The following is a 26,697-nucleotide window of genomic DNA, read 5'->3' as shown; positions in this document are numbered from 1 at the left end:
TTTCATCGTGTTGGTACTTATAAGTACATGAAGGTTTTGCTGATTGATCGAAGCTGACTACCGCCCATCTGCATAATACCAAAGGTTGCCCTGTTGTTTAAAAGTAGATTTTTCGTGATGAATCTGCACTTCCATTGCTGCGTCCAAATAATGGGCTTCAAATTCCACTGTTGAAAAAGTTGTTTTCAGGATATTTAACTGCATCCACTTATTTTCCACAGCCCATTGCTGAATCGTGTGCTTATTTTGAAATCTGCGTGTTGTCGGGTGAAATGTGTTGTATAAAAAGTCAATGTTTCCTACCGCAAATGCGCTATAACGTGCCCGCATAAGCATTTCAGCTGTTGCGGCCTTCGCATGGCTATCGTGGATCTGTAAACAGCATTCGCCAAAAGTTGAACCGGAGCCGCAGGGACATGAATCAGTTGCTATTATCATGTTGTTGGAGCTTACCAGCCTTTTATGGCGCCGTTTTTAAAGACCTTCTTCGCTGTTGCTTCGACTTCAGGAGATTGATAGGACTGTATAAAATGCTGTACTTTTTCGTCATTTTTATTATCTGCCCGGGCAACAATTAAGTTGACATAAGGTGATTCTTTATCTTCTGTAAATAAACCCTGTTTTTCAGGGTCCAATCCGGCCTGTGAAGCAAAGCTATTATTGATAATGGCAATGGCTACCTGAGGGTCATCAAGCACGCGAGGGAGCTGCGGGGCTTCCATTTCGATAATTTTAATCTGTTTCGGATTGCTTACAATGTCTGTGACTTTGGGCTGTATACCAACATTTTCCTTTAAACCGATGATTCCCTCACGCTGAAGAAGTAGAAGTGACCGGCCACCGTTTGTTGGGTCATTTGGAATGGCAATGCTGGCTCCGGGTTGAAGCTCTGTAATGGTTTTGATCTTTTTGGAATACGCAACAATCGGAAATACAAATGTATTTCCCACAATAGTTAAGTTGGTAAAACCGCGCTGTTTGGATTGCTCTTGAAGATAGGGTTGATGCTGGAAGACATTGACATCGATATCACCTTGGTTCAGGGCTTCATTGGGGACGACGTAATCATTGAAAGCAACGAGTTCCACGTCCAGATTGAACTTTTCTTTTGCAACTTTCTTAGCCGTCTCCGCAAGTTCCTTTTCAGGCCCTGTCACCACACCGACTTTAAGGGTATTTTCCTTCTTTTCCCTGTTATTACAAGCTACAATAGTCGTTAAACTAAAGGCTAAGATTGCAAATGCGTAGTTCAGTTTTTTCATCTGTCTAAATTATTTGTTCATCAATTATTTTTAGATTAAGGTATTCACGCTGCCTTTGGCGGTTTCATATGATACAATTCATGCTAGCGATGGTTCACTTTTTTTGATATGTAATCGCCTGTATATTGCAACAGGAATACAATTAAAATTAATAAAATTAGGACTGCGTTCATGATAAAAGTGTCATAACCGACATAGCCGTATTGGTAACCAATCTGTCCCAGACCGCCCGCTCCCACAGCGCCACCCATAGCCGAATAGCCTACAAGAGTAATTAACGTTATTGTCGCATTGTTGACCAGCGAAGGTAAGGCTTCAGGAAGCAATACTTTAAAGATTACCTGCCGGGTGCTTGCGCCCATTGCCCTCGCGGCTTCAATTAATCCATGGGGAATTTCCAATAAGCTGTTTTCCACCAAACGTGCGATAAATGGAGCTGCGCCAATGCTCAAAGGAACCAATGCTGCGGACATGCCTATAGATGTTCCTACGAGCTGACGTGTAAATGGAATCATCCATACAATAAGAATAATGAATGGAATAGATCGGAACACGTTTACTAGCAACGAAACAATCTGGTGCATCGTTTTGTTTTCCAACAGCTGATGTTTCCTGGTCAGGAATAGGTAGATGCCCAGTGGCAGTCCAATGACAAAGCCAAAGAAGCCTGATAGGAAAGTCATCATTAACGTTTCAAGCGTTCCTGATAATAGTAAATTCAGTACTTGATCAGACATAACCTAATATTTTAGTTTGCGGATGCTGTTCTTTTAAATAGGAGAGGCCAGCTATTATATGTTCGCTGTCACCTGATAATTCGGCCAGTATAACGCCAAACTTCATTTCTCCAACGTAATCGATCTGTGCGGTTATAATATTTGTTTTGACCTGATAGTGTTGTTCCAGTTGTTGTATAAATGGAATAGAATCTCCATTTGAAGCCATATAAATCTCGACAAGTGGATTACCCTTATCTTTTAATCTTTCCTGAAAACTTAGGGGGATATCAATCTGCAAAGAAGATTGGATAAAGTTTTTGGTGGTCTCTTGCTGTGGGTTGGCGAAAATGGTTTCAACAGATCCGCTCTCAATCAAAAGCCCCTGATCCAATACGGCTACTTGATCGCATATCCTTTTGATCACATCCATTTCATGGGTAATCAATAGGATGGTGAGTCCCAGTTGCTTGTTTATTTTTTTTAATAAACTGAGTATAGATTTCGTCGTAGCTGGGTCCAGTGCACTGGTAGCCTCGTCACAAAGTAGGATATGGGGATCATTTGCCAGTGCACGAGCGATTGCCACCCGTTGTTTTTGTCCGCCGGATAAATTCGCTGGATAGTTCTCTGCCTTATCTTCCAGTCCCACTAGGCTGAGTAATGCTGAAACTTTTTCGCGGATAAATGCCTTTGATCTGCCTTCCAGTTGCAATGGAAAAGCTATATTTTCAAACACCGTTAGGGACGACAACAGATTAAAATGTTGGAAAATCATGCCGATATTTCTTCGTTTCATCATTAAATCCTTGGATGACATGGACATCAGGTCCTCATTTTCAATAATGACTTGACCGGTGTCAGGTCTTTCCAGTAGATTGACGCAACGAATCAGCGTACTTTTTCCGGCTCCTGAAGCCCCTATAACACCAAATATTTCGCCTTTGGCGATAGATAGGGAGAGACTCTTCAATGCGTCTATCCGTTTGGATTTAACCTCGAATGATTTAGATATGTTGTTTAGTTGAATCATTGACCCTATAGGGATTTATGCATTTATGTTAACAAAGTGGATGTCGATATAAATGTACACAAATGCGGTTGATATATTACAATGAAATGACGAAAAAATAGCAGTTGAACCGATCTTTCCGGACACAATAAATAAAGACAGGAAAGATCGGTCCGATAGGATATTAAGACAAGGGGTGAGCAGATATCACTTGTTTCCCAGATCCAAGACCTTCTATACCGTATTCAATAATATCGCCATCGCGAAGGAAGCGCTGTGGAGATTTTCCCATCCCAGAACCTGCCGGTGAACCTGTTGAGATGATATCACCCGGAAGTAAGGACATGAACTGGCTTAGATACGATATTAGCTTAGGCACACGATAGATGAAATCGCTGGTGTTACCGTCCTGCATAAGTTCGCCATTTAATTTAAGCCAAATTCGCATATTATCGACATCTTGAATCTCATCTTTTGTGGCAATGAACGGGCCAATTGGAGCGAAAGTGTCGCAGCCTTTACCTTTATCCCAGGTACCACCTCTTTCAATCTGAAACTCGCGTTCGGTGACGTCATTATGCAGCACATAGCCAAAAACATAATCCAATGCTTCCTCTTCACTAACATAGGATGCTTTTTTACCGATAACGATAGCAAGCTCGGTTTCCCAATCGGATTTCACTGAATTTTTAGGTAACGTAATACCATCGAAAGGTCCATTAAAAGCGGAAACAGATTTCATGAACACAATGGGTTCTGCCGCTTGTTGCAACTTGGTCTCCTTAACGTGATCATCGAAGTTGAGTCCTACACAGAGAATTTTGGAAGGAGCTTCTAGAGGAGTGCCGATGCGCTCGTCCGCGTCGATCTCTTTTAAGTTGTGGTAATTTTGTTCAACATATGCTTGAAGTTCTTCCAAATTTGCCGTATTTGCAAAAAAATCACGGTTATATTGAAAATTTCCTTCCGAAACATCATATTTCTTTTCATTTAAAATGACTCCCGCCTTTTCGGAGCCCTTTGCGCCATATCTAAAAATCTTCATAAGCCGCAAATATACGGATTTTGTCCCGAAAAGGCCTGGAATTAACGCGAATTAACAATTAACCGATGTGTAAATTATCTATACAATTATTGTCCAGAGTGGGGTATTTAAAAGGAAATTTTTCTTGCAGTATCTTTTTGTTACTGATCCAGGTTCCGTTGAGCACCATTTCCTGTCCTTTTTTTCCAAAGAGCAGTTTGATCAGGAATGCAGGTACCGGAAAAGGAATGTAACCGATGCCGTACTTGCGTTTGGCAATCCGCTTGGTGAACTGGCCAAGTGGCATCGGATCGGAGGAGCACGCATTATAAACGCCTGCCAGGGCATTGTTTTGTATAGCAAATAGGAGCATGCGGGCGAGGTCCTCCATGTGGATCCAGCTTAGCATCTGTTTACCCGAGCCCAAAATAGGGCTTAGCCGAAAGCGAAGCAGCTGATTGATTTCTTTTAATAAGCCCTGATCTTTGCTGATCACCACGCCGAATCGGAAGACAACAAGCCTTTTCCCGAGCGTTTCAATTGGTTTTACACTGTCTTCCCAAAGATTGCAAACCCAGGATAAAAAATCGCCACCTTGAGGATCTCCCTCTTCGAAGGGTTTTTTCTGATAGCTGTCGTCGGCACCATACCAGCCGGTTGCTGATGCTGATATAACAGTTTTAACCTGGTTTGGAACCTGTTTTAATGTCTGGTAAAGCAGCAGTCCGCTTTCTACACGGCTTGATATAATTTCTTGTTGATAGGCCTTGGTCCATCGTGATCCATTGAGATTGGCGCCAGCTAAATTGATGATATAATCCGCTTCCTGGATCGATCTTGTATCGATGACCTGTTTTTTGGGATCCCAATGAACATAACGCACATTTGGTTGGGCTGGGAAAGCCTTTGGGTCCCTAGTGAAGATGATCACTTCATAGAAGTTGGCGACCAATAACTTGGTCAAATGAAGGCCAATAGCACCCGTTCCACCTGTAATAATTACTTTTTCCATGGATTAATCTCATCTTATTTGATCACCATATCGTTACTATCACCTTTTGGATAATCAGCGCGATACTCCTCCTAATATACTATTTTGAATCAATAAAAAAAGATGTATTTTAACGTTTATCCCTTTAAAACTTCAGTTTTTATTTCTGTTATTTACAGTCCCTTTCCAGGGCGGCAGGCTCAAATGTGGGAAATGTGGCGGCGCGAAATCGACCGAAGGTCCTTTCTGACAATTATTCAGGGATTGGGGAATAAAGTGAAATCGTCCTGAAAAGATAGCGCTAAATAAAAGCGGATCGTCAAAAAATAGGTTCGTCTGCAGCGCAGACGAACCTATTGTAGTACGTTTGGTATCGTTTATTGTATGGTTTGAATTGTACTTCCACATGTTAACATTTGAGCACCATAATATGGATTTTTGACCTCCTTAATGAGACTTAACCAAGTAGCTCCTTTGCCACCGTTAAACATGGGACATTTTTGTTGATAAACGGGAAGAGCTGGTTTGGAGCTTTTTGCCAGTTTATAAACCTCCTCGGAAAGCGATACAAATACCAAACGTTGTTTTGCAAGATCCTTTGCGTCCTGAAGCGCCTTGCTGTGTTGTGCCAGCGAATTTGCCTGTGTTTTCCATACCTGTTGCTCAGTCGTTGTCAGAGATGTCGATTTTAACGTAGATAGCAGGTTTGACAGTTTCGCGGCGCCAGCAGTGACAGCCTGATGATCAGCGGCGATAAGAGCGTCTTTCAATATGAAATACTGATCATAAATGGGCTGAAAGTTGCCCGCCTTAGCAACAGATGAATTCTCAATGCTTTCTTCTTTATTTTCAGGGTTTGCTGGTGGAGCGCTCAATGTCCGGTCGTATTGACAACATCCATGTAGCTCGGCGTAAGTCGTTGCGGGAGCTAGGTATTTTTCATTGTCATAACCTGCCAGTGCAATGTTTTTCAGGACTGCATCCAAAGAGGTTTTTTCGGCATTAAAAGACACCTTTGCTGTTTGGTTATCCTCGTTCCAATCTACTTTGGAATCCGCTGAATTTCCGGCTTTTTCTATTGTTTTTTTACACATACCACAGTTGCCACTGACTTTGACAGTTTGTGTTGTCATGGCGGTATTTTGTCCGTAGCCGTATAGGCTGCTGGATAAAAGGCAAATTGCTATAATATTTTTGAGTAGTTTCATTTGTTTTATTTTTTTGAAATACATTTATGGATTCCTGCGGAATGCGATCGGTCTACTTGATCGGCATGGACAGGTTCTTAATTCTTTTTTATCGATGGGGAACTCATTTTTAATGAAGCTCCATTTTCTATTTAAGCTATTTTAGGGGGCACCCAAGGGTAGAAATAGCCCTCTGAAAGATAGACGGGCAACAAACCACGATATAATTTTTTTAAGATTGAAAAGGAAATTTTTGGTAGCTGAACGGGAAGGGTGGAGACCGCCAGTATACTTGTCGCTGCGGCGCAATGACAACTACAATCCCGGCATTGCTTGCGGTGTTGACATAACGGTTTTTTCTTCGCTTTATGGCAACAATCCTGTTTTTTGTTCGCATGTTCCGGACTGTCTATCGAGCAGGTATTTGCTTTGCTTTGATGGCAGGGAAATACCATGGCCGGATTGGCCCATAAGCCAATAAAAAGAATTAGTCCGATGAGATATTTTAGTGCTACCACAATTCAAATATAGCTTTTTTTGGATAAGTATTAAATCTGCCATTGGGATGGCTGTCTCTTATTCAGGTGTTGACTTTGAAGTGATCGTGGCAGCAGTATGGAAAACACGTCTTATGGGCGAAGAACCTGGGTATGCATGAGCAGGGTATATTACATAGAAGCGTAGTAAACAGTCTGATATGTTTACTACGCTTCTTATATTCTTTAAGTTGGCGCGTCGCTAGAACTTAAAGTTTGATAAGAAACCCGGTTTCTTCCAGGTTCTTTTATATTCGTCTGCCAGTGCGCTATGGTCTGAATAAGCCAGTACTTCATTGAGTAAACTGTGTGCTTTTTTTAGGTTTCCCGTTTTGTAATTAACAAGTGCTTCAGCCAACTTTATAGATTCACAATCGTCATCATAGCCCCATTCATGTTGCGCATAGATGCTGTTAAAGACCATTACATTGCGGTTGACTTCGGCCAGGTTTTCCTGTTCAGCAAGCAACATGGTTCCGAATTTTATCCAAAGTACATAATCTTCGGGATCCATGACGGTGGCGACCCAAGCATCATGACGTTGAAATACTTCTGCACCCGATCTAAATTCGGAGAGGAAATAGTGCCCTTTGATAATCATATATAAAGTCTTTGCTTTATCAAAGTCATTGATAATAAATTCTTTTTTGTTTTTGAGGTAGGCCTTTGCAGCTGTAATGATAGCGCTATAGTCAGAAATCTCATTGTAAAGCTGCATGAGGATATATTGTGGCTGTGCTTCATGCGGATATTTTTGGGCCATATCGTTATAATACTGAATACGGTAATCGCGTTCATAGGGCTCAAGAATAGCATAAATTATATTTTCTACACCGTTTTTAGCCGCTTCAAAATCCCGATAATGATAGTCGTTCAAGGTAGGATGATTGATGTAGAACTGATAGATGTGCTCCAGAAGATATTGTGCTTCGCCCTGTATATCGGAGGAAAGTCCCAGATGATAATTTGCTTCAAGCTGATACACAAACATCTGATAGCAACTTGGGAATACCAGATCTGATTCATCCTCAGCAGATTGTTCTTCTATTATTTCATCACGTATTTCATTGAGGTCGCTCAAAGTGACTTGGTAGGTGTCGAAATATACTATGAGGGCGTCTTTTAAACGTTCATAATCCTCCAATTTCGACAATGCGTCTGTTCGCGTCTGATGTAGTTCTTCAAAGTCTGAGTAGTTTAGCCCTTCAGTTGCGATTTGATAACTCTCTTCGAGGAGATCCACATTCTTTAATGCAATTGCCAGGTTATTGCAATTCATTGCACGATTGTGGCTGCCACCGAAATAATCACTTTCATATTTCCCCTGTTCGAAATAAGCAGCGAAGGCATCATAAGCCTGGCGGTAAACGGCAAGGTAAAGCTGCCGCATGGCCAGCGTTTCTTCGGATGATAGGGTTTCCAGACTATCGACAAAGTCAGCTAAATTGACCCCTTCGTTATAGAGATCGCGTGGCAAGTCATCAAAAGTTGGAACATGCTTATGTACTTCGCCTGTTGTTAAGTAGGTACATTCAACGAGACGACGCCAAGAAGTTGCATTCCACTGTCTTTCGCCCAATTGTCGGAGGTAAGGTAAGGCTGCTTCATATTGTCCTTCATCATACAGGTATGCGGCCGCAAAATGATAACCGGCATATAAGTCAGGGTATTGATCAATGAGTTTTAACGCATGTAAATAGTAATAGTCTAAGGGGATGCCGATTTCTTCGGAATAATTACGTTCGATGATAAGCTGGTAATAGAATACCTCTGGGTTTTCATAACCGTCAGCGATAAGATCTTCAAAGCGGCTGTGCCATTTGACCAGTTCCCTGTGGATATGTGCAGCTGAATTTTCTCCTCTGATAAGCTTTAACAATACCTTTAGGGCCAGATCGATATTCTTGTTTTCATAGGAGATCTCCGCAAGGTCCACATACTGCATCTCGCTGCCACTGATGAAGCGATCAAATTGCTCGCTGATTAAAGTCGTTAGGTCAGCTCCCGAAATCTGTTTGGTCCGGTCTAGGAGATATATTTTTTTTATCCAGAATATGGAGAAATTCTGATCGGCAGCTTCGCGGTTGTCCTTGAATGCTTCACGAAAGTAAGCAATGCCTTCATCCAATAAAGGCAGTAGGGCAGTGTCATCCTGGAGACTTTCATAAATATCTGCTAGAAATCCGTAACCATAGGGAGCCATTTTCGGTATAGCGATCAACTTTTTTGCATAGCCGATAAACTCCTCTTTGTTGTCTGCATTGATGTGTTTCCTTGGACGATTGATCTGTTCCAATCTGGTCTGATTATCGAGGACATAATTTAACATGTGATAGAGCGTTGTTTCATTTTCCGGATCTATCAGAAGTGCTTTTTGAAAATAAGGGATCATCTTCTCCTGTATGATATCAAAAATAGCTTCGTGTCCTTCGTAAAATACCTGGTCGTGATAGGCAACTGCGAGATGTGTCCAAAGGGGGACATCCTGGTCATCTTGTTTTAATTGATTTTCACCTTCAATGATAAATAGATCAAGCTGTCCACTGTAGAATAAATCGTATATATTTTTATCTTCCATTCTTTAATTCTTTAATTCTTTGTGTGTTGTTCCAATCGGTTGAATTTATTAAAAATTATTTGGGTAACGTGAGTTTGACAAATTTATCACCATCCCATTGAAAATGCTCTTCTCTTTTGGAAATGCGGTATTTGGGGTTGTCGATATTGTCGTTTTCGGTTTCCCCTTCTTCGATATACTTATAGATCAATTGGTTGTTTTTTTTGTGTTCTGTAGGGAACAGGAGTTTCTCGTCGTAATAGAAGACTCCTGCATCGGAGACAGAATACCTGCTGGGTAGGTTGATTAGTTTCTGGCCGGTCCAGGCAACATAATGATATTCGCTGGGAACTCCGCAGGCGCCAGAAATAAATTCCATGCGTAAGATCTGTTTTACACGAGTTAATCCCATGCTCGGCAAAAGTTTGCTCTGCGCACTTAGCTGTCCGCTAAATGCAAATGTGTAGGATTGGCTGGCGATCAAGGAGTCCTGTGGATTCAGTACTTTTACTTTGGTTAAAAAGTAATCCTCTTGTTCCTCATTTGGCGGTTTGATAAAACGTTCAAAACCATAGAGGTATTGGAAACCTTCCCGATCAACCTGTTTGCCAAGAGCCAATAAGCCAAGCCAGATAAAACCTTTTTTAGGTTGACCATCCTTCATGTAGCTAATCTGGTACCATGGGGCGTAGAAGTTCTTGATGGTACTGCCTTTGAGTGGGGCGCTTGTCATCGTAACCGTCGTCCCGAGACCTAAAGAGTCTATTGGTTTAGCTTGCAGGCCGGGGGCGGAGCGGATATAGGCTTTTTCAACAAAAATAGCAGCTGTTTGCCCTTTCTGTATATTCCAGAGATTAAAGTCATCATCAAAGGAAATGTTATCCTGCGCTTTCAGAAGCAAGGGAAATAAGCTTAAATATGCCAGTGTGAAATTTATTGTTTTCATCTTTATCCTGTTCACTGTTGCAAAAATAGAAGAATTTTTGTGTAGGATTATCACTGGTTTCAGGTATTTTCTTGCCAGGGATTTAATCCCTAGTAAACCTAATAGGATAGTAGGTCAGCGGGAATAGATTTTATGATTTCAAAACAATTTTGTCTTAAATGTGGTATCTTAAGACGTGAAAACTTATAGGGCTAATAAAGGCGATTGTAGGCGAATAATAGGAATTTATGAAAGAAAAAATAGATCAAAAACAGCAAGTAAGTGCGCTATTTGATCGCTACAGGAATCAATTGGATAGTCCCGAATATGTAGAAATTGAACTTTTGGTTTTAATTGTTGCGATAATTCGACCAAAAAGAGTGCAGTTGTTCTATCAGGTAGATATCCAGTTTTTTCTTGATTTTTTACAGGAGTCAGCGGATTGCAGAAATCAATTTATTCGCTACCTTAAACGGATTCTCAGACAAAGAGATTTTGACCAACTGGTGTCTGACACGGGCATTATCAGTTATGCAGATTTTATCTATGAGCTCAGGAAGCGGATAACAGAACGCTATTTGCCTTATCAACCGGCAAAATCAACTTTACAATATTTGCTGAACCAGGTATTTTATTCCCCCAAAGATGCGGATTGGATAGCCACTATTTCAATGGAGCAATTATATGAACTATTTCAACTATGTGCGTTTAATTCCATCTATGATGATGAAACGGGTTTTGAAATGATTGAGATCCTGTATGGGATCGAGCTGTTAGTGCAACGTATTACCGGCCGGGCAATGGAAACTGATGTCAATAAAATGGTGCCGGAGTTCCAGAATTTCGATAGTCCCTTTATCGCAATTATGCGGGAGTTTACGGAGTTAAATGACCGTATTTTGCAATCGGAAACGAAATACATCAGTTCAGAAGATCTTTCGTATAAACAGTTGCTCGTGCTTCATCGACAATGTGAGGCTTATATCGAAACCGCATTTGGCAATTCGCACCGTTTTGGTATTTCCATTAAGGTGAATCAGTCCTTATTGCGCATCCGTCAGCAGCTGGAGCGTATCAAAGAGATGCTCTCTTTTTTGGTGATTGATATGGAATCCCAAAAAGTAGAGCAGACGATTCATCTGGCGAAAACGCTTATCGGTTATAATTCGAGAAAAAGCAATATCCGTAAATTAATAGGGCAGAGTACCCAATTACTGGCTTACGAAATTACGCATCATACTGCACAGACAGGGGAGCATTATATTACGTCAACCAATCAGGAATATTGGAAGATGTTTCGCTCGGCCTGTGGAGGGGGAGTAATTGTTGGAGCGATGTGTATTGTGAAATTATTATTGGGAAAAGTAGGGACGAGTGAATTCGGACATGCATTTTTATATAGCCTGAATTACGCGATTGGCTTTACGGTTATTTATCTTTTTGGAGCTACCTTAGCGACCAAGCAGCCGGCGATGACCGCCTCATCGCTGGTGAGCGCTATCGAGCAAGGGACGGCAGATCAAGGTGCTGACAGGCACCGATATTGGGTGTTTGCGCAATTTTTTGCACGTTTATTTCGCTCGCAGTTTATCGCTTTTGTGGGGAATGTGATTATGGCTTTTCCTGTCAGCCTATTGTTGGTCTGGGGGATACAGCAACTCACAGGTGTGAATATTGCAAGTGCCAAATGGTTGCATTTGGTCGATGATTTAAATCCCACCAAGACTCCGGTCATCTTGCACGCTTCCATTGCCGGAGTATTTTTATTTCTGTCGGGGATTATTGCCGGCAGTATTTCAAATCGCGATAAACATAATTCGGTTTACTACAGGATTCAGGAGCACCCCTTGTTGAAGAAACTGTTCGGAAAAACAAAGACTGATAAAATCGCTGCCTTTTATGAAAAGAAATGGGCCGGCATCGTATCAAATCTTTGGTTTGGTGTTTTTATGGGGTCAACAGCTTCCATAGGCATGTTTCTCGGCTTAAATTTGGATATTCGGCATATCACTTTTGCAAGTGGTAATTTGGCTCTCGGTCTTTTTGGACATCAGATGGAGTTATCCACGGATATCTGGGTATGGGGAATTTTGGGGATAGGAATTATCGGACTTTTTAATTTTTTGGTGAGCTTTGGGCTGTCGTTGGTTCTGGCATTCCGTTCGAGAAACCTGTCTTCAAAAGAGCTGACGAAAATGGCGAAAGCGGTATGGATTTGTTTTAAGATGAATCCCAAGTCGTTCTTTTTTCCACCTAAAAATTGAGAATTAATTTACGCTTTCAGCAAATGCAAAATGCGGATATATACGTAATTAAATTAATATGCTTCAACTATTAGTAGAACTATTTTTTATGCCAAATTAGCACACAACAATGGCTTTACCTATTTTTTGGTAGATAGAACCGAATTTTGTAGATTATGGTATGAATAATATTATTTTGGTTCTCGGTGCGCCAAACGATGCGCAGGGCAACTTAACCACGATGGCTCAAGACAGGTTGAATTGCGCCTTCAATTTACATTTGGCCAATCCTGGTTTTAAAATACTGTGTACTGGTGGCTTCGGAGCGCATTTCAATATAACAGAAAAGCCACATTACTTTTACGCGTATCAATTCTTGATGGAGCGGGGAGTACCCGAGCAGGCGCTCGAAGAGGGGATACTTTCGACTAATACCATAACAGATTTTCAATTGGTAAAGGAACTTGTATGGCAAAAGAAGCCCGATTTGTTAATCGTAATTACATCAGATTTTCATATGGAAAGAGCTCAGATTCTCTACAGTCGATATCTTAATTATCCAAAGGTGATGTTTGTCCCGGCCATCTCATCGTTAGCTAAAGAAGACATCACGCGGCTCATTGAACACGAATCGCGAGCCAAGGAAATATTAAGGAAAGACATTCATATGCCGTGATTTTTAATGCGGAACCTGAACATGATTATAAACTACAAAGACTACTCCGCGATCGCTGGAGAGAAAAATAAGCTGTATATTTATCTGCTCCGATAAGAATCACTGCAGGTGGCTAACAAAGAAATAGAAAATGATAGAAGAAATAGCTTACCGACCAAAATATCCGCTCAGCAAATTTGTGGATTATATCTGGATGGGAAAGTCGCCTGATCTTACCATGGATTTTGTTCATCATGCGGCTCTCTTTACCGAACTTATTTTCAGTTATGGCGATGAGTATGATATAAAGGGTATCAATACAGAGAAGATAGAAGGTCGTACAGGACTTCAGCTGCTATCTGGTTTAAAAAATGAACCTTTTGTGACCAATGTAAATGGAGCTTACGCCTGCATAGGGTTAATTTTAAAGCCTTTTTGCTACGGAATACTGCTTCAAAAGTTAGGAAGCTCATCTTTAGAAGAAGTAGCTGCGGTTTTATTTGACTCTCTTTTTGTTACCGAAAATCCTGATTTTGTTCGAGCCGAAAACTGCTTGTTAAAGATATTTGAAACTGTATTTATCGACCCTCATCTAATGAGGTTCGAAGCTTATCTGTCTGCTGAAATGGCAGGAAGGGGGATGCTAAATGATTTCAGTAAACTACTGCCGATTTCACAGAAAAGTTTCAATCAAAAGTTCAAGAAATATTATGTTTTGACTCCCAATGAATATCTGAATCTCTACAAAGTGAATAAAGCAGTTATGCTGCTTCAGGGTAATTCTTCGGAACGATTGACCGACATTGGGCTGAACGCCGGATTCTATGACCAGTCTCATTTTATTCGCGTGTTTAAAAAATTCAGTGGATATACGCCAAAAGAATTTTCAAAATTTGGAATAAGGTAAATTCTGTACAATTTTAAATGTGTCTAAGGATTTAGTTTTGTAGCATAACTTTAAATACATTAAAATGATTCAGAAAAACAAAGTTTTCATTGCCACAAGTCTGGATGGATATATTGCCGATAGGAACGGAGAAATCGATTGGTTGCTTTCCATACCGAACCCAGGAAAGGATGATATGGGCTATAAGGAATTTATTGCGCAGGTTGATGCGCTGGTCATGGGCCGCAATACTTTTGAAGTAGTTTGTGGTTTTGATGAATGGTATTATGATAAGCATGTATTTGTATTAAGCGACAGTATGACGGAGATCCCTGCAAAATTCAGGGATAAAGCTTCTCTTGTCAAGGGCAACCTAAACGATGTGCTGGCTGAAATTCATGGAAAAGGATACCATAAATTGTATATTGATGGGGGAAAAACCATTCAGGGCTTTTTAAAGGAAGACCGGATTGATGAGATCATCATTACCGTGATTCCTTATCTACTGGGGAAAGGAGTTCCCCTGTTCGGAGATCTTTCCGAAATGCTAAAGTTTGAAGCTGTAGATACAAAGATCTTTCTAAATTCAGTCGTTCAAAATCATTTTGTAAGAAAAAGATAAAACAAAAACTAGCCAAGATGATTTCAATAAGATCGATGTCAAGTTTCTCTCGTTGAATATATTACTGATATTATTACTTTACATTTATAGCACTTATAATTAGTAAACTCCGTTCCAATTGGAAACGGAGTTTACTATCTTGTATACTGAATATCACCCAATTTTTTGGAGACGCTTGTTTTATATATTTTTTGGTTAGTCTAGGTTATGTTATCAATCGAGATGTTATCGTCAACAATGTAGAGATATAGAGTGATATTGCCCGTACATAAGTTTTTAAAACTCGGTTTTACTGAATATAAATTCTTCACTAATCGTTGCTGGCTTAAGATTAATCGTTGGCTTGACGTAAAATAATCTATGCTAAAATACTTATATTCGCTATTGAAATCAGATACTAATTATGATAAGAAGATTCAGTATAATTATGGCTGTTAGCTTGTTTTCGGCTAGCTTTAGTTTTGCTCAAGATCTAGGCGGTCTATTCAATAAAGTCAAGCAAGGAGCAAAAAGCCTATCAAAATCCCTTTCATGGGAGCCCGGTAAAGCGGTTTCAACCGCGCTAAAAGACACCTTGAATGGCTTCTATTGGATGAACGATGTGTTGGAAGCACGCACAGCTGATACCATCACTACATTTTCATTAACACCGGGTTATTATAGAACAACATTGCGGTCCTATTGTCTTCATGCAGGTACTTATGGTCCATCGAAGGGTGCCGGTTATCAATTGGCCAATTTTGAAGGTGCTCAAAAAAAACTGATTGTTTCCATTTTAGAAAAATCCGTTGAGCATTCTGAAATAACACAGTCAGACGTCCAGACTTTAATCTGGGGAATAGAGGCAGGGACCAAATTCTCTTCTTACCCAACAGACTTTCAGCTCAGGGTAAAGCCTCTTCTTTCCATAAAGGATATAGCTTTGTTGGAAATCAATGTGAAGGATATGGTGGAAAGCAATCTCCCTCCCGAAGTCAAGAGCTTGATAAATACGTATGCATCGTTGCGGCAGGAAATGCAGTCCACCCAGATGAGTTTCGATAAATTGGAAGATATCGCTGTAAAAACTGGCGCATCACCGCTAGGTGTTGGGAGTATTTCCATAGATGAAGGGAAGTGGTCATATCTAAATTCAGGATATTTTATAAGAGTTGATCCACAAAGCTATTCAACATCGGCGGTAAGTTTATACAGACCAGTGCATGCCGAAGTTTCCTATGATGCCCAAAATAGAATTTCAAGCTATGCCAACGATGGCTATCAAGTCAAAGTCAATTATAAGGATACTGGTAAACCCATTCAATTAGGTGATTATACTGGAAAGGTACAGCAGATTGAAAGTTATACCGTGGCGGGGCCTGGAAAGGAAGCGACGACTTATCCCTGGGATGGAAAGTATGTCGATCTGGGAATGGACTTTGTCCATGATATATTGAAAGAAGCGAAGGAGTTTAACCTGGATCAGATGATAAAAGATAAAAGTAATCTTTCCTTGGATGAACTGCAGAATGCCTATAAAGATGTCGAAAAATGGAAAAGCCGATACGATGATCTAAAAAAAATCAACGAAGACTTTAATTTGGATAAAAATCCACCCTCGGATTTGGATAAATATATCAATGAAGCAGCCATAAATGAACGGATTAACAAAGGATTAGAAGTGGCGTTGAATCCAATTGACAAGAAAGGTCAAAGTGAATGGTTGAAGAATCATTTCAAGATGGTTGGGGATTTTTTCTTTTACTCCATCTGTAAATTGAGGGGTGATGATTGTAAACCGAATAACGATCCCAAAAAGCCTAAATTACCAGATTATATCGCTCAACCGGGAAATACCAGTTCGCAGCGTCTCGGGCTGAGTGAGTATAAAAAGTAGTGGTCAGGCTGGCGGGTCGTAAACTTGGTACTGCTTTTGCCCCATAAACAAAAAAGCTCAACTTGCGTTGAGCTTTTTTGCAGTCTTGGCGGAAGAGGCGGGATTCGAATTTCACGTTTCTTCATAATAATGCCTTTATTTTGTTTAAACCCATTTTTCAGCACCAAGTTTGCGAGTTTTGGGCCCAAATTTGGTGCTGTTTTCAGTGCGTTTTTTTATTTATTGAAATTCTAATTTAAACATTTATTTACAAGTTTCCTAATTCAAGATATTGAAAAGATAAAACTTAAAATAGTTTAAACAAGCTACATTTGCTATACTCAATTTCCAAACTGAATTCGGGCTTTCTTTTTTATCTGAAATAGAAACTTATCCAGTTGACTACTGTAATCATCTCATAATTACATTTCCAAATTGAATATGATGATCGAAAAGTTGTTATGTATAGAGCAAGTTTAAGAATTTGAGTATCCATGTAGACTAGAGAGTGAGCCTGGAATATACCTTCCATTGAGTTTTGCGATTAAGTCAAACGCAAATTTAGCAAAACAATGCTCTGCCCAGGAAATCTTGGTATACGAAAAGAGCTTTCCATTCTCAGATTCATTTTCTACAGGTTTTGATAATCCGAAATTATAGAAATCATAATCATTTGTGCTAACGGGGAGATGCTGTCCGGAAAAAATAAGGTCGATCATCCCAGTAGAATTACCTGTTTCTTTACTTTTTAGTATTACAGCACCAGTAAAATTAGATTTTATTATACTCTCCTTATTCATTAATACGTCCAGCATACTTAAATCATTGCCATTCGATTCTATAAATATCATATAACTAAAAAAGTTTATTGGTAAATAAAAATCGTTAGAGTAATATTGTGCCAGCATAACCAAATGATCTAACTTCTCCAATTGCTTTAAAGCGTCCTTAACTGTGTTCTTTGTGAGCTGGTTTTTAACTTCGATGACACACTTTACATATTCAGCTGGTATTGCGCGATGTTTTCCTACTTCGGCTCAACTAGTATCAAAATATTTGTATTTGGTATATTATAAAAGTTCTTATTCATCGTTATTTAAGATTTATAATTTTATAAAAAGTTGTTTTACTACCTATTTTGAAAGCCTTCATAATTTCCTCAACAGAGAGATCCATACTTTCGTATGAAGCTTTCACTAATGGGGCAATCTTTTTATATTTTTCGGTCATACCTTTTGGTCGACCTCCATTTTTTCCTCTTTCTCTGGCAGATTTTAAACCTGCATTCGTCCGTTCAATAAGTACATTTCGTTCATGCTCGGCAAGCACGTAAAAAATTTGAAAGATTAATTTACCAGATGCTGAACTCGTATCAATGTTTTCAGAAATAGATTTGAAATGTATTCCTTTTTCATTTAATTCGGTAACAAACTTAATCAAACCTACTGTAGTCTTTCCGACCCGATCTAACCTCCAAACCGTCAAAGTATCACCTTGCCGGGTAAAGTCCAATAATTTATTTAGCTGAGGTTTTTCAGATTTTACACCGCTTACTTTGTCTACAAAAATCTTTTCAATCCCGATTTTATTAAAAGCATCAATTTGCAAATCTAAATTTTGGTCAAACTTGCTGACTCTTGCATATCCAATGATCATAATTACACTTTACTCATGTAAAACAAATATAATGTAATTTGATTTAATGTACAACGAAAATGTACAGAATTTTAATATAGAAATATTTAAATCAGCAATCGCAGATCCAGTACAAAAAAACGACCGATATTATGAACTGAAAAAAGAAACGTTTGCCTTTTATACCCTTGTATAAAATTATTTTCTTTTTCTCGGGACAATTCAAATAAGCAGAAAATGAAAGCCAAAAAATTAACATTGACAGGACATGATTTCTCTAATTACAAAAAAATAATAAACTCAGAAGATTTTTCCGGCTATGTTTTTATTTGGTCAACTACGGGAATTTTTAAAGGAGCTTTTTATTCAAAGAATGGCCGGTATGCGAAAGTATATGACAAAACCATGAACCTAAAAAACAGAAACAAATGAAAATTTATTATAAATTGATTTTACTGATATCCTTTATTGGACTGAGCAGGAATGTATTTAACCAGCCTGCATGCGGGATTGATGATCCCTATTTTATTTGTGTTGAAGGTATGACCGCATGTTCCGAATGTAATCTTAGCCCCAGTCCTGGCTTCCCCGGAAGCGGGACAACCATTTGGATTCCAGAAGTTACAGTTAATCCAAATACAGGGCAGTCGTTTAACCTAATAGACTACTGGCCCAATTTTGTTCCTCCTGTTGTTGGTAGTCCCACAACCACAAGCCCTTCACCATTGCAGTTAATTGTACAGCAGACTAAAAATACCGAATGCGACGGTGTAAGGCGGGCAAATGAACTTGCCAATAATGCCGCTATTCGGGCAGCGATAGCTCAAATCAAAGATAGGAGTGTGGAATGGGGCGTTGCTGGAACACTTTCCGATCCAGACGTACCAAATTCAATCAATATGGGCACACCGTATACCGACAATAAAACTAATAGTATTAGTTTCAAACCAACATGGAGTGCTCAGGAAGGCTATACCCTAGTTTTTATACATAACCATCCAAGTGGAAGTGCTCCAAGTCCTTCGGACTTGTTCAACGCTGCGATTAATATTAAAAATGTGGTTGACAATGGACTAATGACAGAAAGCCAACTTACGAATTATCTCACGAATTTTGCATCTATTATAGTTAGTGGAGATTATGTATATACAGTCACAATTAAAAATGCTTTGTTGTTCTCACTTATGGCAGGGGAATTTGACAAAGCACAAGCTGAAGCAACTAGACAGTATAAGAACGCCTTGACAACATATTTTGTCGATAATGGGATAGGTGAACCTGCCACTACAAGTGAAAAACAATTAGGAGGAGAGTCAATTCTTATAAAAATGTATGATAAAATGTTTAATTTAAGTAAGCAAAAAATTACTGATGCTAATAATAATAAAATCGTCAAAAAAGATGCTCAAGGAAATATAATAAAAACAGATCCATGTACCCCTTAATTAAAATTACAATGAAAATTATCGTTTCAATGATATTGTTCCTGCTCGTTACCACAGGAGCATTTGCTCAACAAGATATTATATCAAAGGTGTCAAATAAATATATTTATAATAATGGTATTACCGATGTCAATAAAGTAAACGCAATATTAGACAGTATCGACAAAAATTTTTTTGATCCAAAATATAGTCCTTTAATGGACAAAACACTTGACAAACTTTCCAATAATATGTCCTATCATAATATTGTATATAGCGTTACCGTACCTCTCGAAGGAGAATCACTCAGGTCGTCTTGGGGTAGCAGTGTACGCTATTTTGGATTATTAAAAATATCGTGGGCTATCCAACCAACCCCAGCAAAAAGTATAGAAGAGTTAACCAACTGGTATATTAAAACGATTTATGAGTTTGATAAGCAAGAAAATATAGTGCAGGAATATGTTAAAAACAGTAACTTAGATGGTAGTTTTATCTATAATAAAGAGGATAATTTAATCAGTTTTACCATACTATCTAAAACAAAAAATGAAATGCTCAGAGGCAATATAATCATAAACTTGCCCGAAAATGAACGTTCAAAATTCGCTCGAGACTTTATTGAGAGCACAATATTTGAGCCAACAGACACCAGCTTGATTAGTCCCGACACTGGCTCTCCGAGGACGAGAGATGGAAGCGGAAGAACAAGAGGCTGATCCAACTGTAAAAAGCCATAGATAACGATGCTACTAGAACTATGATAAGCTTAGATATAATCTAGGCTTATTTTTTTAGTACAGTACATAAACTTTTTTTGACCGTAAAATAACTGTACAAAAAAACGAGCGTTATTCTGAACTGTAGAAAAGAATTGGACTGGGTCAGACAAATGATCCATGAATTGAGGAAACAAGATAGAGGACTGGAGGGAATATAAAAGTTTTCCGAAAAGAATGGATACAAAAAAAAGGTGGTGGGAGAAAGAGGAAAAACGAATTTTAAGAAAAGCCTTTAAAGGCTTTTCTTAAAATTCGTTTACAGTAATAATTAATTTATCAAATCTAAAAGTTCTTATAATATCAAAATACATGAAAGTGTCAGGGCTGATATTTTGATAATAATCACTTAAATAAGATTGTATATTAATCTGATCTCCAAAACTTAAAGTTTCGGAAAACAATTCAAGCGATTTGGTATCACCAGATTCGTAAAGCAGAATAAGGTCTTTAGCTTTAGCAGTCAAACCCTTTTCTAAAAAGGATTGATCAATTGTCAATTCAGAATGTTTCATAATCAATGTATTAAGATAAATAATTTATTTTATATGCATTCCTGACGAGGCAAAAGGTTGCCATAGACAAAAGAAAACAGTTAAAAAAATGAGCGAAGCGTGGAGGTTCCCGATAGAAGAGGGGTACCCTTTTATACCCTTGTGTAAAAATACTTCATTTTTTCTCGGGACATTTTCCAGTCTTGTCCGTCCTGTAATTTCTGCTGGTACTATTAGGTTGCCATAAGCAGGAACAGCGGGAAATTGATTCTTCCCAAGACCCCAAAAGAGCCTTTAACCTGAAAACCCTTAAGGAGTTTTCAAGGAAGCGTTCCGAATTTGTGAAGCAAAAAGTTTCGCTTAAATCTTCAACAACAATCCCGACAGGAGGATCATCTGATGTGGGATGATGCAGTTAAAGAAGTGAATACCAAAAGCGGGAAATATTCCTATCTGGTACCACTGAGGGGAAAGGTCAATTTTGCTCCGCTGGCGGATTCGATAAGCCAAAAGGGCTATGCCATGATGGGTTTCTCGACAGATGCGTCGGGTACCGCCGTCTATGCTCGGTTAAGGGAGTATAGACCTGACCAGATATGGATCAAGAAAGTGCTCAGGAAGACTATACCCTAGTTTTTATACATAACCATCCAAGTGGAAATGCTCCAAGTCCTTCGGACTTGTTCAACGCTGCGATTAATATTAAAAATGTGGTTGACAATGGACTAATGACAGAAAGCCAACTTACGAATTATCTCACGAATTTTGCATCTATTATAGTTAGTGGAGATTATGTATATACAGTCACAATTAAAAACGCTTTGTTGTTCTCCATTATGGCAGGGGAGTTTAATAAAGTACAAGCTAGAGCAAATAAACAGTATATAGATGCATTAACATCATACTTTATCAACAATGGAATAGGTGAACCTGCCTCTACAAGTGAAAAACAATTAGGAGGAGAATCAATTCTTATAAAAATGTATAATAAAATGTTTAATTTAAGTAAGCAAAAAATAACTGATATTAATAATAATAAAATCGTCAAAAAAGATGATCAAGGAAATATAATAAAAACAGATCCATGTACCCCTTAATTAAAATTACAATGAAGATTCTTGTTTCAATGATCTTGTTTCTACTCGTTACGACAGGAGCATTTGCTCAACAAGATATTATTTCAAAGGTGTCAAATAAATATATTGATAATTATGGAATTACCAATGTCAATAGAGTAAACGCAACATCAGACAGTCTCGATAATAAATTTTATGATCCAACTCACAATGCATTAATAGACAAAACGCTTGACAAGCTTTCCAATAATATGGCCTATCATAATATTATGTATAGCGTTAGCGTACCTCTCGAAGGAGAGTCACGTAGATCGTCATGGGGAACCAGTGTACGTTATGTTGGATTATTAAAAATATCATGGGCTATTAACCCAACGCCAGCAAAAAGTATAGAAGAATTAACCAACTGGTATATTAGCACAATATATGTAGTTGAACCGAAAGAGAATATAGTGCAGGAATATGTTAAAAACAGTAACATAGACGGAAGATTTTTCTATAGTAAGGGTAATAATTTAATCAATTTTACAGTACTATCTAAAACAAAAAATGAAATGCTCAGAGGCACCATAACTATAAACTTACCTGAAAATGAACGTTCAAAATTCGCTCGAGACTTTATAGAGAGCACAATATTTGAGCCAACAGACACTAGTTTGTTTACTCCAGGTACAGGCTCTCCGAGGACGAGAGATGGAAGCGGAAGAACAAGAGGTTAATCCAATTGCAAAAAGACATAAATAAATTTGTATTTTAGATATGCCAAATCCAATTGGCATACTTTTCATAAAATAGGTTAATATATGGCTAAAGCCTAGAGGCCTTCTTTTAAATAAGCATGATATTAAAGTCGACGAAATAGTTATTTTATTAATATTCAGCGTTATTTTGAATGAAAAAAGTAGAGTGACTATCCTTTTGTAGTCTGGTGGTGTTGAATAGCTAAACCAATGTAAATTTAGTGTTAATATCTCTAGGTAGAAAGAAACCTTTGATGCAATTTGGATTTCTTATACAGATCTGGATATGGTCTTTCTCTCTAAATCCTGCATTGGGATATAGTTCTTCTCCTTCCCAAAATACGCCTCTGACACTGTCAAATGGTGTAAGATTTCCATCAATTCGGGCTTTGTGCAAGGTCTCTATAACAGCGCAGTCCAGATCTCTAAGCATTAATTCTTGTAAATTTCCAAGTGGCTTATTTTTGGGTATTGGTTTATTTTGCGATTTTAGCGTAGCTTCCAAAATCTCATATCCAAATTTCAATAAGCTTAGTTTTTCATAGTCCAAAAGATCTAAGCAATTACCTAGATGGATTACTGAACCAATAACAAAGGGATTTTTTATTGGTTTTTTTGATTTTCCAGGATTTTCTTTAAGATGTTGGGCGTATTCAAGGGCTCTTGATTGACTATTTTCCCAGAAATACATGCCATTTCCCAACCAGTCATAATTATTGACACTACCTTTGAGAGGTTGCTTAAGTGTCAATACATTCATTGCGACCTCGCGATCGCAGCCGTGAAAGCCATAAACTATTCCTGAACCTCTGGAATACATAGGTTTTCATAACGTTTTGTTCGCCGACCTTTTTTTGTGATTACCCCTAAATCAACTAGGAATCGTTTGGAAGTTTCACTGTTTTTGGTAACTTTCGCTTTGTATTTTTGTAATACAGCAATGAAATCCTCTGTCCCCCGCTCTTTCAAATTTGTTTTCTTTGCCTTCATGATTTAATACTTTTTTATTAAGATACAAATATACAGACTATTTTCCAAATTTATCTTACAGACTTTCGATGTTTCTATTGTGATTAGTTAGAATAAATCCAGTCTATTGTTGATTTTTTGTTGTTTCAACTGAGATTCCCTACCTATAACATCGATTAGATTCCCAACTTTCATTGCTAAATTCTCTGCTCGCAAATTGCGTTGTCCTCCTTATTCGATGCGCTAAAAAAAATAATTTTAAAAATCGTGGGACAAAACCGAACCTTAATCGTCCCTATAGAAGAGTATTGTTTAGGGCGAAGGTACAGGCAAATGATGATGAATATAAGTTTTTACTTATTAATGATTGGTAGATGTACAGGATAAACATCATTGCTGATGTTGTTTATATGACACGGTAAATTTTTTTGATTAAAGGCGATCCAAACAATAGTAATATCCTGTTGCTCGATCTTGCAGAATCTTTTGTGGTTGACCAATGTAGCCGGTTTGGATTTTATACAAGGCTACATGCCATGTGATAAATAGAAATGCCGTACAAATTAGCCCATATTTGACCTGATTATGAAACCTATATCCCAAGAAACCTTTTACCAGGAGGTACAGAAGTACTGGAAGACAGTCGTCCATCGAGCAAAAGCCATGGATCTCCTGTTGCTTCACGAGCTGCTTGAAAGTTATCGGCAGTTTTTCAATACCTTTCAAGCTGGAGACTACTATTTCTTACTGTTTGATATTTATCAGGGGAAGATTGCTGAAGCTAGTCCGGAGCTATTTTCGGTGCTGGGCTACGAACCGAAAGCAATGGATATGCCGCTCTTCATGGAAAATATTCATCCACAGGATAGAGCTTATTTTTTAAACTTTGAACGCTTAGTCACTTCTTTTTTCAATACTGTACCTTTGGACAAAATAGCTGATTATAAAGTGCAGTATGATTTAAGGGTCAGCAAGCAGGACGGTACCTATGTCCGGCTATTAATTCAGTATTTTCTTGTCAATTACGAAGATCGCAATCTTTATCACAGCTTGCACGTGCATACAGACATTACGCATTTACAAAAGCAGGGCCAGCCAAGCTGCTCGATCATAGGCCTGCATGGAGCACCATCATATTACAATATTCAAGATCAGGATAGGGTAACTTCCGGCAACGAACTTTTTACCGTACGTGAAAGGGAAGTGTTAAAGGGGATTGTTGAAGGAATGAGTAGCGGCGAGATCGCAGACCGGTTATGCCTGAGTATCCACACCATCAATTCGCACCGTAAAAATATCCTGGCAAAGGCAAGGGTCAGAACACCCTTACAACTGATCAAAAAATTGATTGACAAAGGCTGGATTTGAGTTGGACACTTTCACTAGTACTAGCTATTTTTTTGTGTTTTCGAATTAACTAAATTTATATAGTCCATCAAAATAACATGTATTATGATGGAAAGCCATATATAAATTTTTATATACACCAAAAGTAGCTGTTATGAAAACAATTTCAATGATTCCCGCCTTTGGAGATAAGGGACAGCACGTAGAAGCTGTCCAGATCAGATTGACCGAACTTGGCTATAGTCTCGGCAATATTGATGGAGCCTATGGCAATCAAACCAAAAATGCGATTGGTGGATATCAAGATACCAATAATCTGGATGTTAATGGACGACTTGATGCTGCTATGCTAAAAAAGCTTGGTCTTGTGGTTGAAACAGCGCTGAGCGAGGATCCGCTCCTTGCGATCCCCAGTATCGTTGACAAAGCCGGGATCTCAAAAATGAGATGGGAAAATGGGAATCGGGGGCAGGCGCCCTATGGTTATTACTATGGCATGAGCCTCACCTTTGCCAGTCTTTATGAAGGCTTGAAAAAAGGGGATAACATTGCTAAGGAATTAGCGAAGCCTTTGGGGAAAGATCGCGATAAAGACAGTTTATTACGTTTTAAAGAATTGCTGTCTGCGGAAACAGCGAATGCACTGGATACTGATGTCGATCGTTTGCGGGGACTGTTTGTACTGCTCTTTGGTCTCGGTTTGATGGAAAGCAATGGCAGGCATTGCTGTGGCTGGGATCAGGGTAAACTTAAGGGCTGGGGAGACCCAGCAAAAATAAAAAAGCCGACAGCCGAAAATTCAGAAGCCGGACTATTTCAGACCAGTTATGATATCCGTACCGCTCCACCACTGGCCAGCCAAAAGATATTGCTTGAAATATACCAAAAGTATCAACTCACACAGGATGACCGTGCGACCTTATTTGCAAAAGGCGCACATTGCAGTTTGCAGGACGCCGAAAATTATGGGGATGGAGAGGGGAAGGAATTTCAGCGCTTATCCAAGCTGTACCCAAGCTTTACCGTTGAGTTTACCGGAGTTTGCATTCGGAGTGTCGCCCGTCATTGGAATCCGATCATTCATGTTGGCGATACAAAGGAAGGACTGCAGATCAAAAAAGAATGTGACATGCTGTTAAAACAGATTCAGGGTTATATGGATCAGCATATTGCTGCAGAACCCAGCAAAATGTGGTCGGTGGATCCTTCAGGTTCAACAGAAAAAAAAGAACGCAAACAGGTGGCTTTGGATCTTGCGGATACCGTGGGACAAGGGGAGCAGTTGAAAAAGCTATTCGAATTTAATCCCAAAAGCAAGGCTAATTATTGGGCCATTGTGGATTACAACAAACCGAGGACGAAAAAACGGCTGTTTATTTTCGACCTGAATAAAGGAGAAGTACAAAGCTACCTCGTGTCACATGCCCGGAATTCGGGGGATCTCTATGCGACGGAATTTTCGAATGTGATCGGATCCAACAAATCATGCTTGGGAATTTTTAAAACAGATACCACCTATATAAGTGACAAAAACGGACGGTCACTGTATTTAGACGGCCTCGAGAAGTCCAATAGCAATACCCGGGAGCGGTATATTGTCGTGCATCCCGGAGAATATGTGACGGAGGAGAATGCTGGACGGTCAAAGGGCTGTTTTGTCGTCAGTCCGAAGTATAGCAAAGAAGTGATAGACAAGCTCCAGGGTGGTTCTTACCTATTGGCTTGGCGAGAATAAAAAAAACTTCCACTATTGCGGTGGAAG

Annotated in this window: 28 protein-coding genes; 13 read left to right on the top strand and 15 right to left on the bottom strand. The window is 39.0% G+C overall.

Translation table 11 applies throughout. The features are described 5' to 3' along the window. Positions 1-57: 57 nt before the first annotated feature. The 10 genes from BWD42_RS07905 to BWD42_RS07865 form a co-directional block, all read right to left on the bottom strand. Positions 58-438 (bottom strand): YchJ family protein, encoded by a 381-nt coding sequence (locus BWD42_RS07905; RefSeq protein ID WP_077434784.1) that lies wholly within the window; start codon positions 436-438, stop codon positions 58-60. Between the two features lie 11 nt (positions 439-449). Beyond that, positions 450-1,262, bottom strand: coding sequence for a methionine ABC transporter substrate-binding lipoprotein MetQ (gene metQ / locus BWD42_RS07900; protein WP_077434782.1), 813 nt, complete (start codon positions 1,260-1,262; stop codon positions 450-452). An 83-nt stretch (positions 1,263-1,345) separates the two neighbouring features. After that, the gene (gene metI, locus BWD42_RS07895) at positions 1,346-1,999 is read right to left on the bottom strand and encodes a methionine ABC transporter permease MetI (RefSeq protein ID WP_077434780.1); all 654 of its coding nucleotides are present in this window, start codon (positions 1,997-1,999) and stop codon (positions 1,346-1,348) included. Further along, a complete protein-coding gene (locus BWD42_RS07890) occupies positions 1,992-3,011 on the bottom strand; it encodes a methionine ABC transporter ATP-binding protein (protein ID WP_077434778.1) in 1,020 nt (339 codons plus the stop codon). Before BWD42_RS07890 ends, metI begins: the two co-directional genes overlap by 8 nt. 163 nt (positions 3,012-3,174) lie before the next feature. Next, on the bottom strand, positions 3,175-4,035 hold the full coding sequence (locus BWD42_RS07885; RefSeq protein ID WP_077434776.1) for a fumarylacetoacetate hydrolase family protein: 861 nt from the start codon (positions 4,033-4,035) through the stop codon (positions 3,175-3,177). A 58-nt stretch (positions 4,036-4,093) separates the two neighbouring features. Further along, a complete protein-coding gene (locus BWD42_RS07880; RefSeq protein WP_077434774.1) occupies positions 4,094-5,026 on the bottom strand; it encodes a TIGR01777 family oxidoreductase in 933 nt (310 codons plus the stop codon). A gap of 356 nt (positions 5,027-5,382) precedes the next feature. Continuing rightward, on the bottom strand, positions 5,383-6,213 hold the full coding sequence (locus tag BWD42_RS07875) for a DUF3347 domain-containing protein (RefSeq protein WP_175991997.1): 831 nt from the start codon (positions 6,211-6,213) through the stop codon (positions 5,383-5,385). A 131-nt stretch (positions 6,214-6,344) separates the two neighbouring features. Beyond that, positions 6,345-6,710: a hypothetical protein gene (locus BWD42_RS24480; RefSeq protein WP_139351061.1), complete on the bottom strand. Its 366-nt coding sequence runs from the start codon at positions 6,708-6,710 to the stop codon at positions 6,345-6,347. A 220-nt stretch (positions 6,711-6,930) separates the two neighbouring features. Next, the gene (locus BWD42_RS07870; protein ID WP_077434770.1) at positions 6,931-9,306 is read right to left on the bottom strand and encodes a hypothetical protein; all 2,376 of its coding nucleotides are present in this window, start codon (positions 9,304-9,306) and stop codon (positions 6,931-6,933) included. Between the two features lie 55 nt (positions 9,307-9,361). Next, a complete protein-coding gene (locus tag BWD42_RS07865) occupies positions 9,362-10,231 on the bottom strand; it encodes an SH3 domain-containing protein (RefSeq protein ID WP_077434768.1) in 870 nt (289 codons plus the stop codon). A gap of 227 nt (positions 10,232-10,458) precedes the next feature. Between BWD42_RS07865 and BWD42_RS07860 the strand changes: the two genes are divergently transcribed. From BWD42_RS07860 to BWD42_RS07840, 5 genes are all read left to right on the top strand, one after another. Continuing rightward, a complete protein-coding gene (locus tag BWD42_RS07860) occupies positions 10,459-12,474 on the top strand; it encodes a recombinase (RefSeq protein ID WP_077434766.1) in 2,016 nt (671 codons plus the stop codon). Between the two features lie 160 nt (positions 12,475-12,634). After that, positions 12,635-13,129 carry a YdcF family protein gene (locus BWD42_RS07855; protein ID WP_077434764.1) on the top strand — a complete coding sequence of 165 codons (495 nt, stop codon included), beginning with the start codon at positions 12,635-12,637 and terminating at the stop codon, positions 13,127-13,129. 130 nt (positions 13,130-13,259) lie between these two features. Further along, positions 13,260-14,015: a helix-turn-helix domain-containing protein gene (locus tag BWD42_RS07850; RefSeq protein WP_077434762.1), complete on the top strand. Its 756-nt coding sequence runs from the start codon at positions 13,260-13,262 to the stop codon at positions 14,013-14,015. 64 nt (positions 14,016-14,079) lie between these two features. After that, a complete protein-coding gene (locus BWD42_RS07845) occupies positions 14,080-14,616 on the top strand; it encodes a dihydrofolate reductase family protein (protein WP_077434760.1) in 537 nt (178 codons plus the stop codon). Positions 14,617-15,019: 403 nt separating this feature from the next. After that, on the top strand, positions 15,020-16,492 hold the full coding sequence (locus BWD42_RS07840; protein WP_139351060.1) for a hypothetical protein: 1,473 nt from the start codon (positions 15,020-15,022) through the stop codon (positions 16,490-16,492). A gap of 455 nt (positions 16,493-16,947) precedes the next feature. Here BWD42_RS07840 and BWD42_RS07835 read toward each other — a convergent pair whose 3' ends face one another. Together BWD42_RS07835 and BWD42_RS07830 are read right to left on the bottom strand one after the other, a co-directional pair. Next, the gene (locus BWD42_RS07835; RefSeq protein ID WP_317041802.1) at positions 16,948-17,484 is read right to left on the bottom strand and encodes a hypothetical protein; all 537 of its coding nucleotides are present in this window, start codon (positions 17,482-17,484) and stop codon (positions 16,948-16,950) included. 79 nt (positions 17,485-17,563) lie between these two features. After that, complete coding sequence (locus BWD42_RS07830) at positions 17,564-18,127, bottom strand: recombinase family protein (protein ID WP_077434754.1); 564 nt, start codon at positions 18,125-18,127, stop codon at positions 17,564-17,566. A 216-nt stretch (positions 18,128-18,343) separates the two neighbouring features. Between BWD42_RS07830 and BWD42_RS07825 the strand changes: the two genes are divergently transcribed. From BWD42_RS07825 to BWD42_RS07815, 3 genes are read left to right on the top strand one after another with little or no spacing between them, the layout of a single operon-like run. Further along, the gene (locus tag BWD42_RS07825) at positions 18,344-18,538 is read left to right on the top strand and encodes a hypothetical protein (RefSeq protein ID WP_077434752.1); all 195 of its coding nucleotides are present in this window, start codon (positions 18,344-18,346) and stop codon (positions 18,536-18,538) included. Further along, the gene (locus BWD42_RS07820) at positions 18,535-19,551 is read left to right on the top strand and encodes a hypothetical protein (protein ID WP_077434750.1); all 1,017 of its coding nucleotides are present in this window, start codon (positions 18,535-18,537) and stop codon (positions 19,549-19,551) included. The genes BWD42_RS07825 and BWD42_RS07820 overlap by 4 nt, the downstream gene beginning before the upstream one ends. Positions 19,552-19,562: 11 nt before the next feature. Further along, positions 19,563-20,249: a hypothetical protein gene (locus BWD42_RS07815; protein ID WP_077434748.1), complete on the top strand. Its 687-nt coding sequence runs from the start codon at positions 19,563-19,565 to the stop codon at positions 20,247-20,249. A gap of 308 nt (positions 20,250-20,557) precedes the next feature. Here BWD42_RS07815 and BWD42_RS07810 read toward each other — a convergent pair whose 3' ends face one another. Then, positions 20,558-20,824: a hypothetical protein gene (locus BWD42_RS07810; RefSeq protein WP_077434746.1), complete on the bottom strand. Its 267-nt coding sequence runs from the start codon at positions 20,822-20,824 to the stop codon at positions 20,558-20,560. Positions 20,825-21,202: 378 nt separating this feature from the next. On the opposite strand from BWD42_RS07810, the gene BWD42_RS24475 reads away from it, so the two are divergent. From BWD42_RS24475 to BWD42_RS07800, 3 genes are read left to right on the top strand one after another with little or no spacing between them, the layout of a single operon-like run. Further along, complete coding sequence (locus tag BWD42_RS24475) at positions 21,203-21,436, top strand: hypothetical protein (protein WP_139351058.1); 234 nt, start codon at positions 21,203-21,205, stop codon at positions 21,434-21,436. Further along, the gene (locus BWD42_RS07805) at positions 21,400-21,900 is read left to right on the top strand and encodes a hypothetical protein (RefSeq protein WP_077434744.1); all 501 of its coding nucleotides are present in this window, start codon (positions 21,400-21,402) and stop codon (positions 21,898-21,900) included. Before BWD42_RS24475 ends, BWD42_RS07805 begins: the two co-directional genes overlap by 37 nt. An 11-nt stretch (positions 21,901-21,911) precedes the next feature. Further along, the gene (locus BWD42_RS07800) at positions 21,912-22,598 is read left to right on the top strand and encodes a hypothetical protein (protein WP_077434742.1); all 687 of its coding nucleotides are present in this window, start codon (positions 21,912-21,914) and stop codon (positions 22,596-22,598) included. A 223-nt stretch (positions 22,599-22,821) separates the two neighbouring features. On the opposite strand, the gene BWD42_RS07795 is transcribed toward BWD42_RS07800, so the two are convergent. Both BWD42_RS07795 and BWD42_RS07790 read right to left on the bottom strand, forming a co-directional pair. Continuing rightward, positions 22,822-23,379, bottom strand: coding sequence for a hypothetical protein (locus BWD42_RS07795; RefSeq protein WP_217700029.1), 558 nt, complete (start codon positions 23,377-23,379; stop codon positions 22,822-22,824). A gap of 35 nt (positions 23,380-23,414) precedes the next feature. After that, a complete protein-coding gene (locus BWD42_RS07790) occupies positions 23,415-23,609 on the bottom strand; it encodes a hypothetical protein (RefSeq protein WP_077434738.1) in 195 nt (64 codons plus the stop codon). A gap of 564 nt (positions 23,610-24,173) precedes the next feature. Here BWD42_RS07790 and BWD42_RS07785 point away from each other — a divergent pair. After that, positions 24,174-24,956: a LuxR family transcriptional regulator gene (locus BWD42_RS07785; RefSeq protein WP_217700028.1), complete on the top strand. Its 783-nt coding sequence runs from the start codon at positions 24,174-24,176 to the stop codon at positions 24,954-24,956. 133 nt (positions 24,957-25,089) lie between these two features. Continuing rightward, positions 25,090-26,670, top strand: a complete 1,581-nt coding sequence (locus BWD42_RS07780) for a murein L,D-transpeptidase catalytic domain-containing protein (RefSeq protein ID WP_077434736.1) — start codon at positions 25,090-25,092, stop codon at positions 26,668-26,670. The last annotated feature ends 27 nt before the right edge of the window (positions 26,671-26,697 follow it).

This window comes from Sphingobacterium sp. CZ-UAM, assembly GCF_002000245.1.
GTDB lineage: Bacteria > Bacteroidota > Bacteroidia > Sphingobacteriales > Sphingobacteriaceae > Sphingobacterium.
The sequence above is the reverse complement of the archived record's forward strand: the minus strand, read 5'-3'. Positions and strand labels throughout refer to the sequence as shown.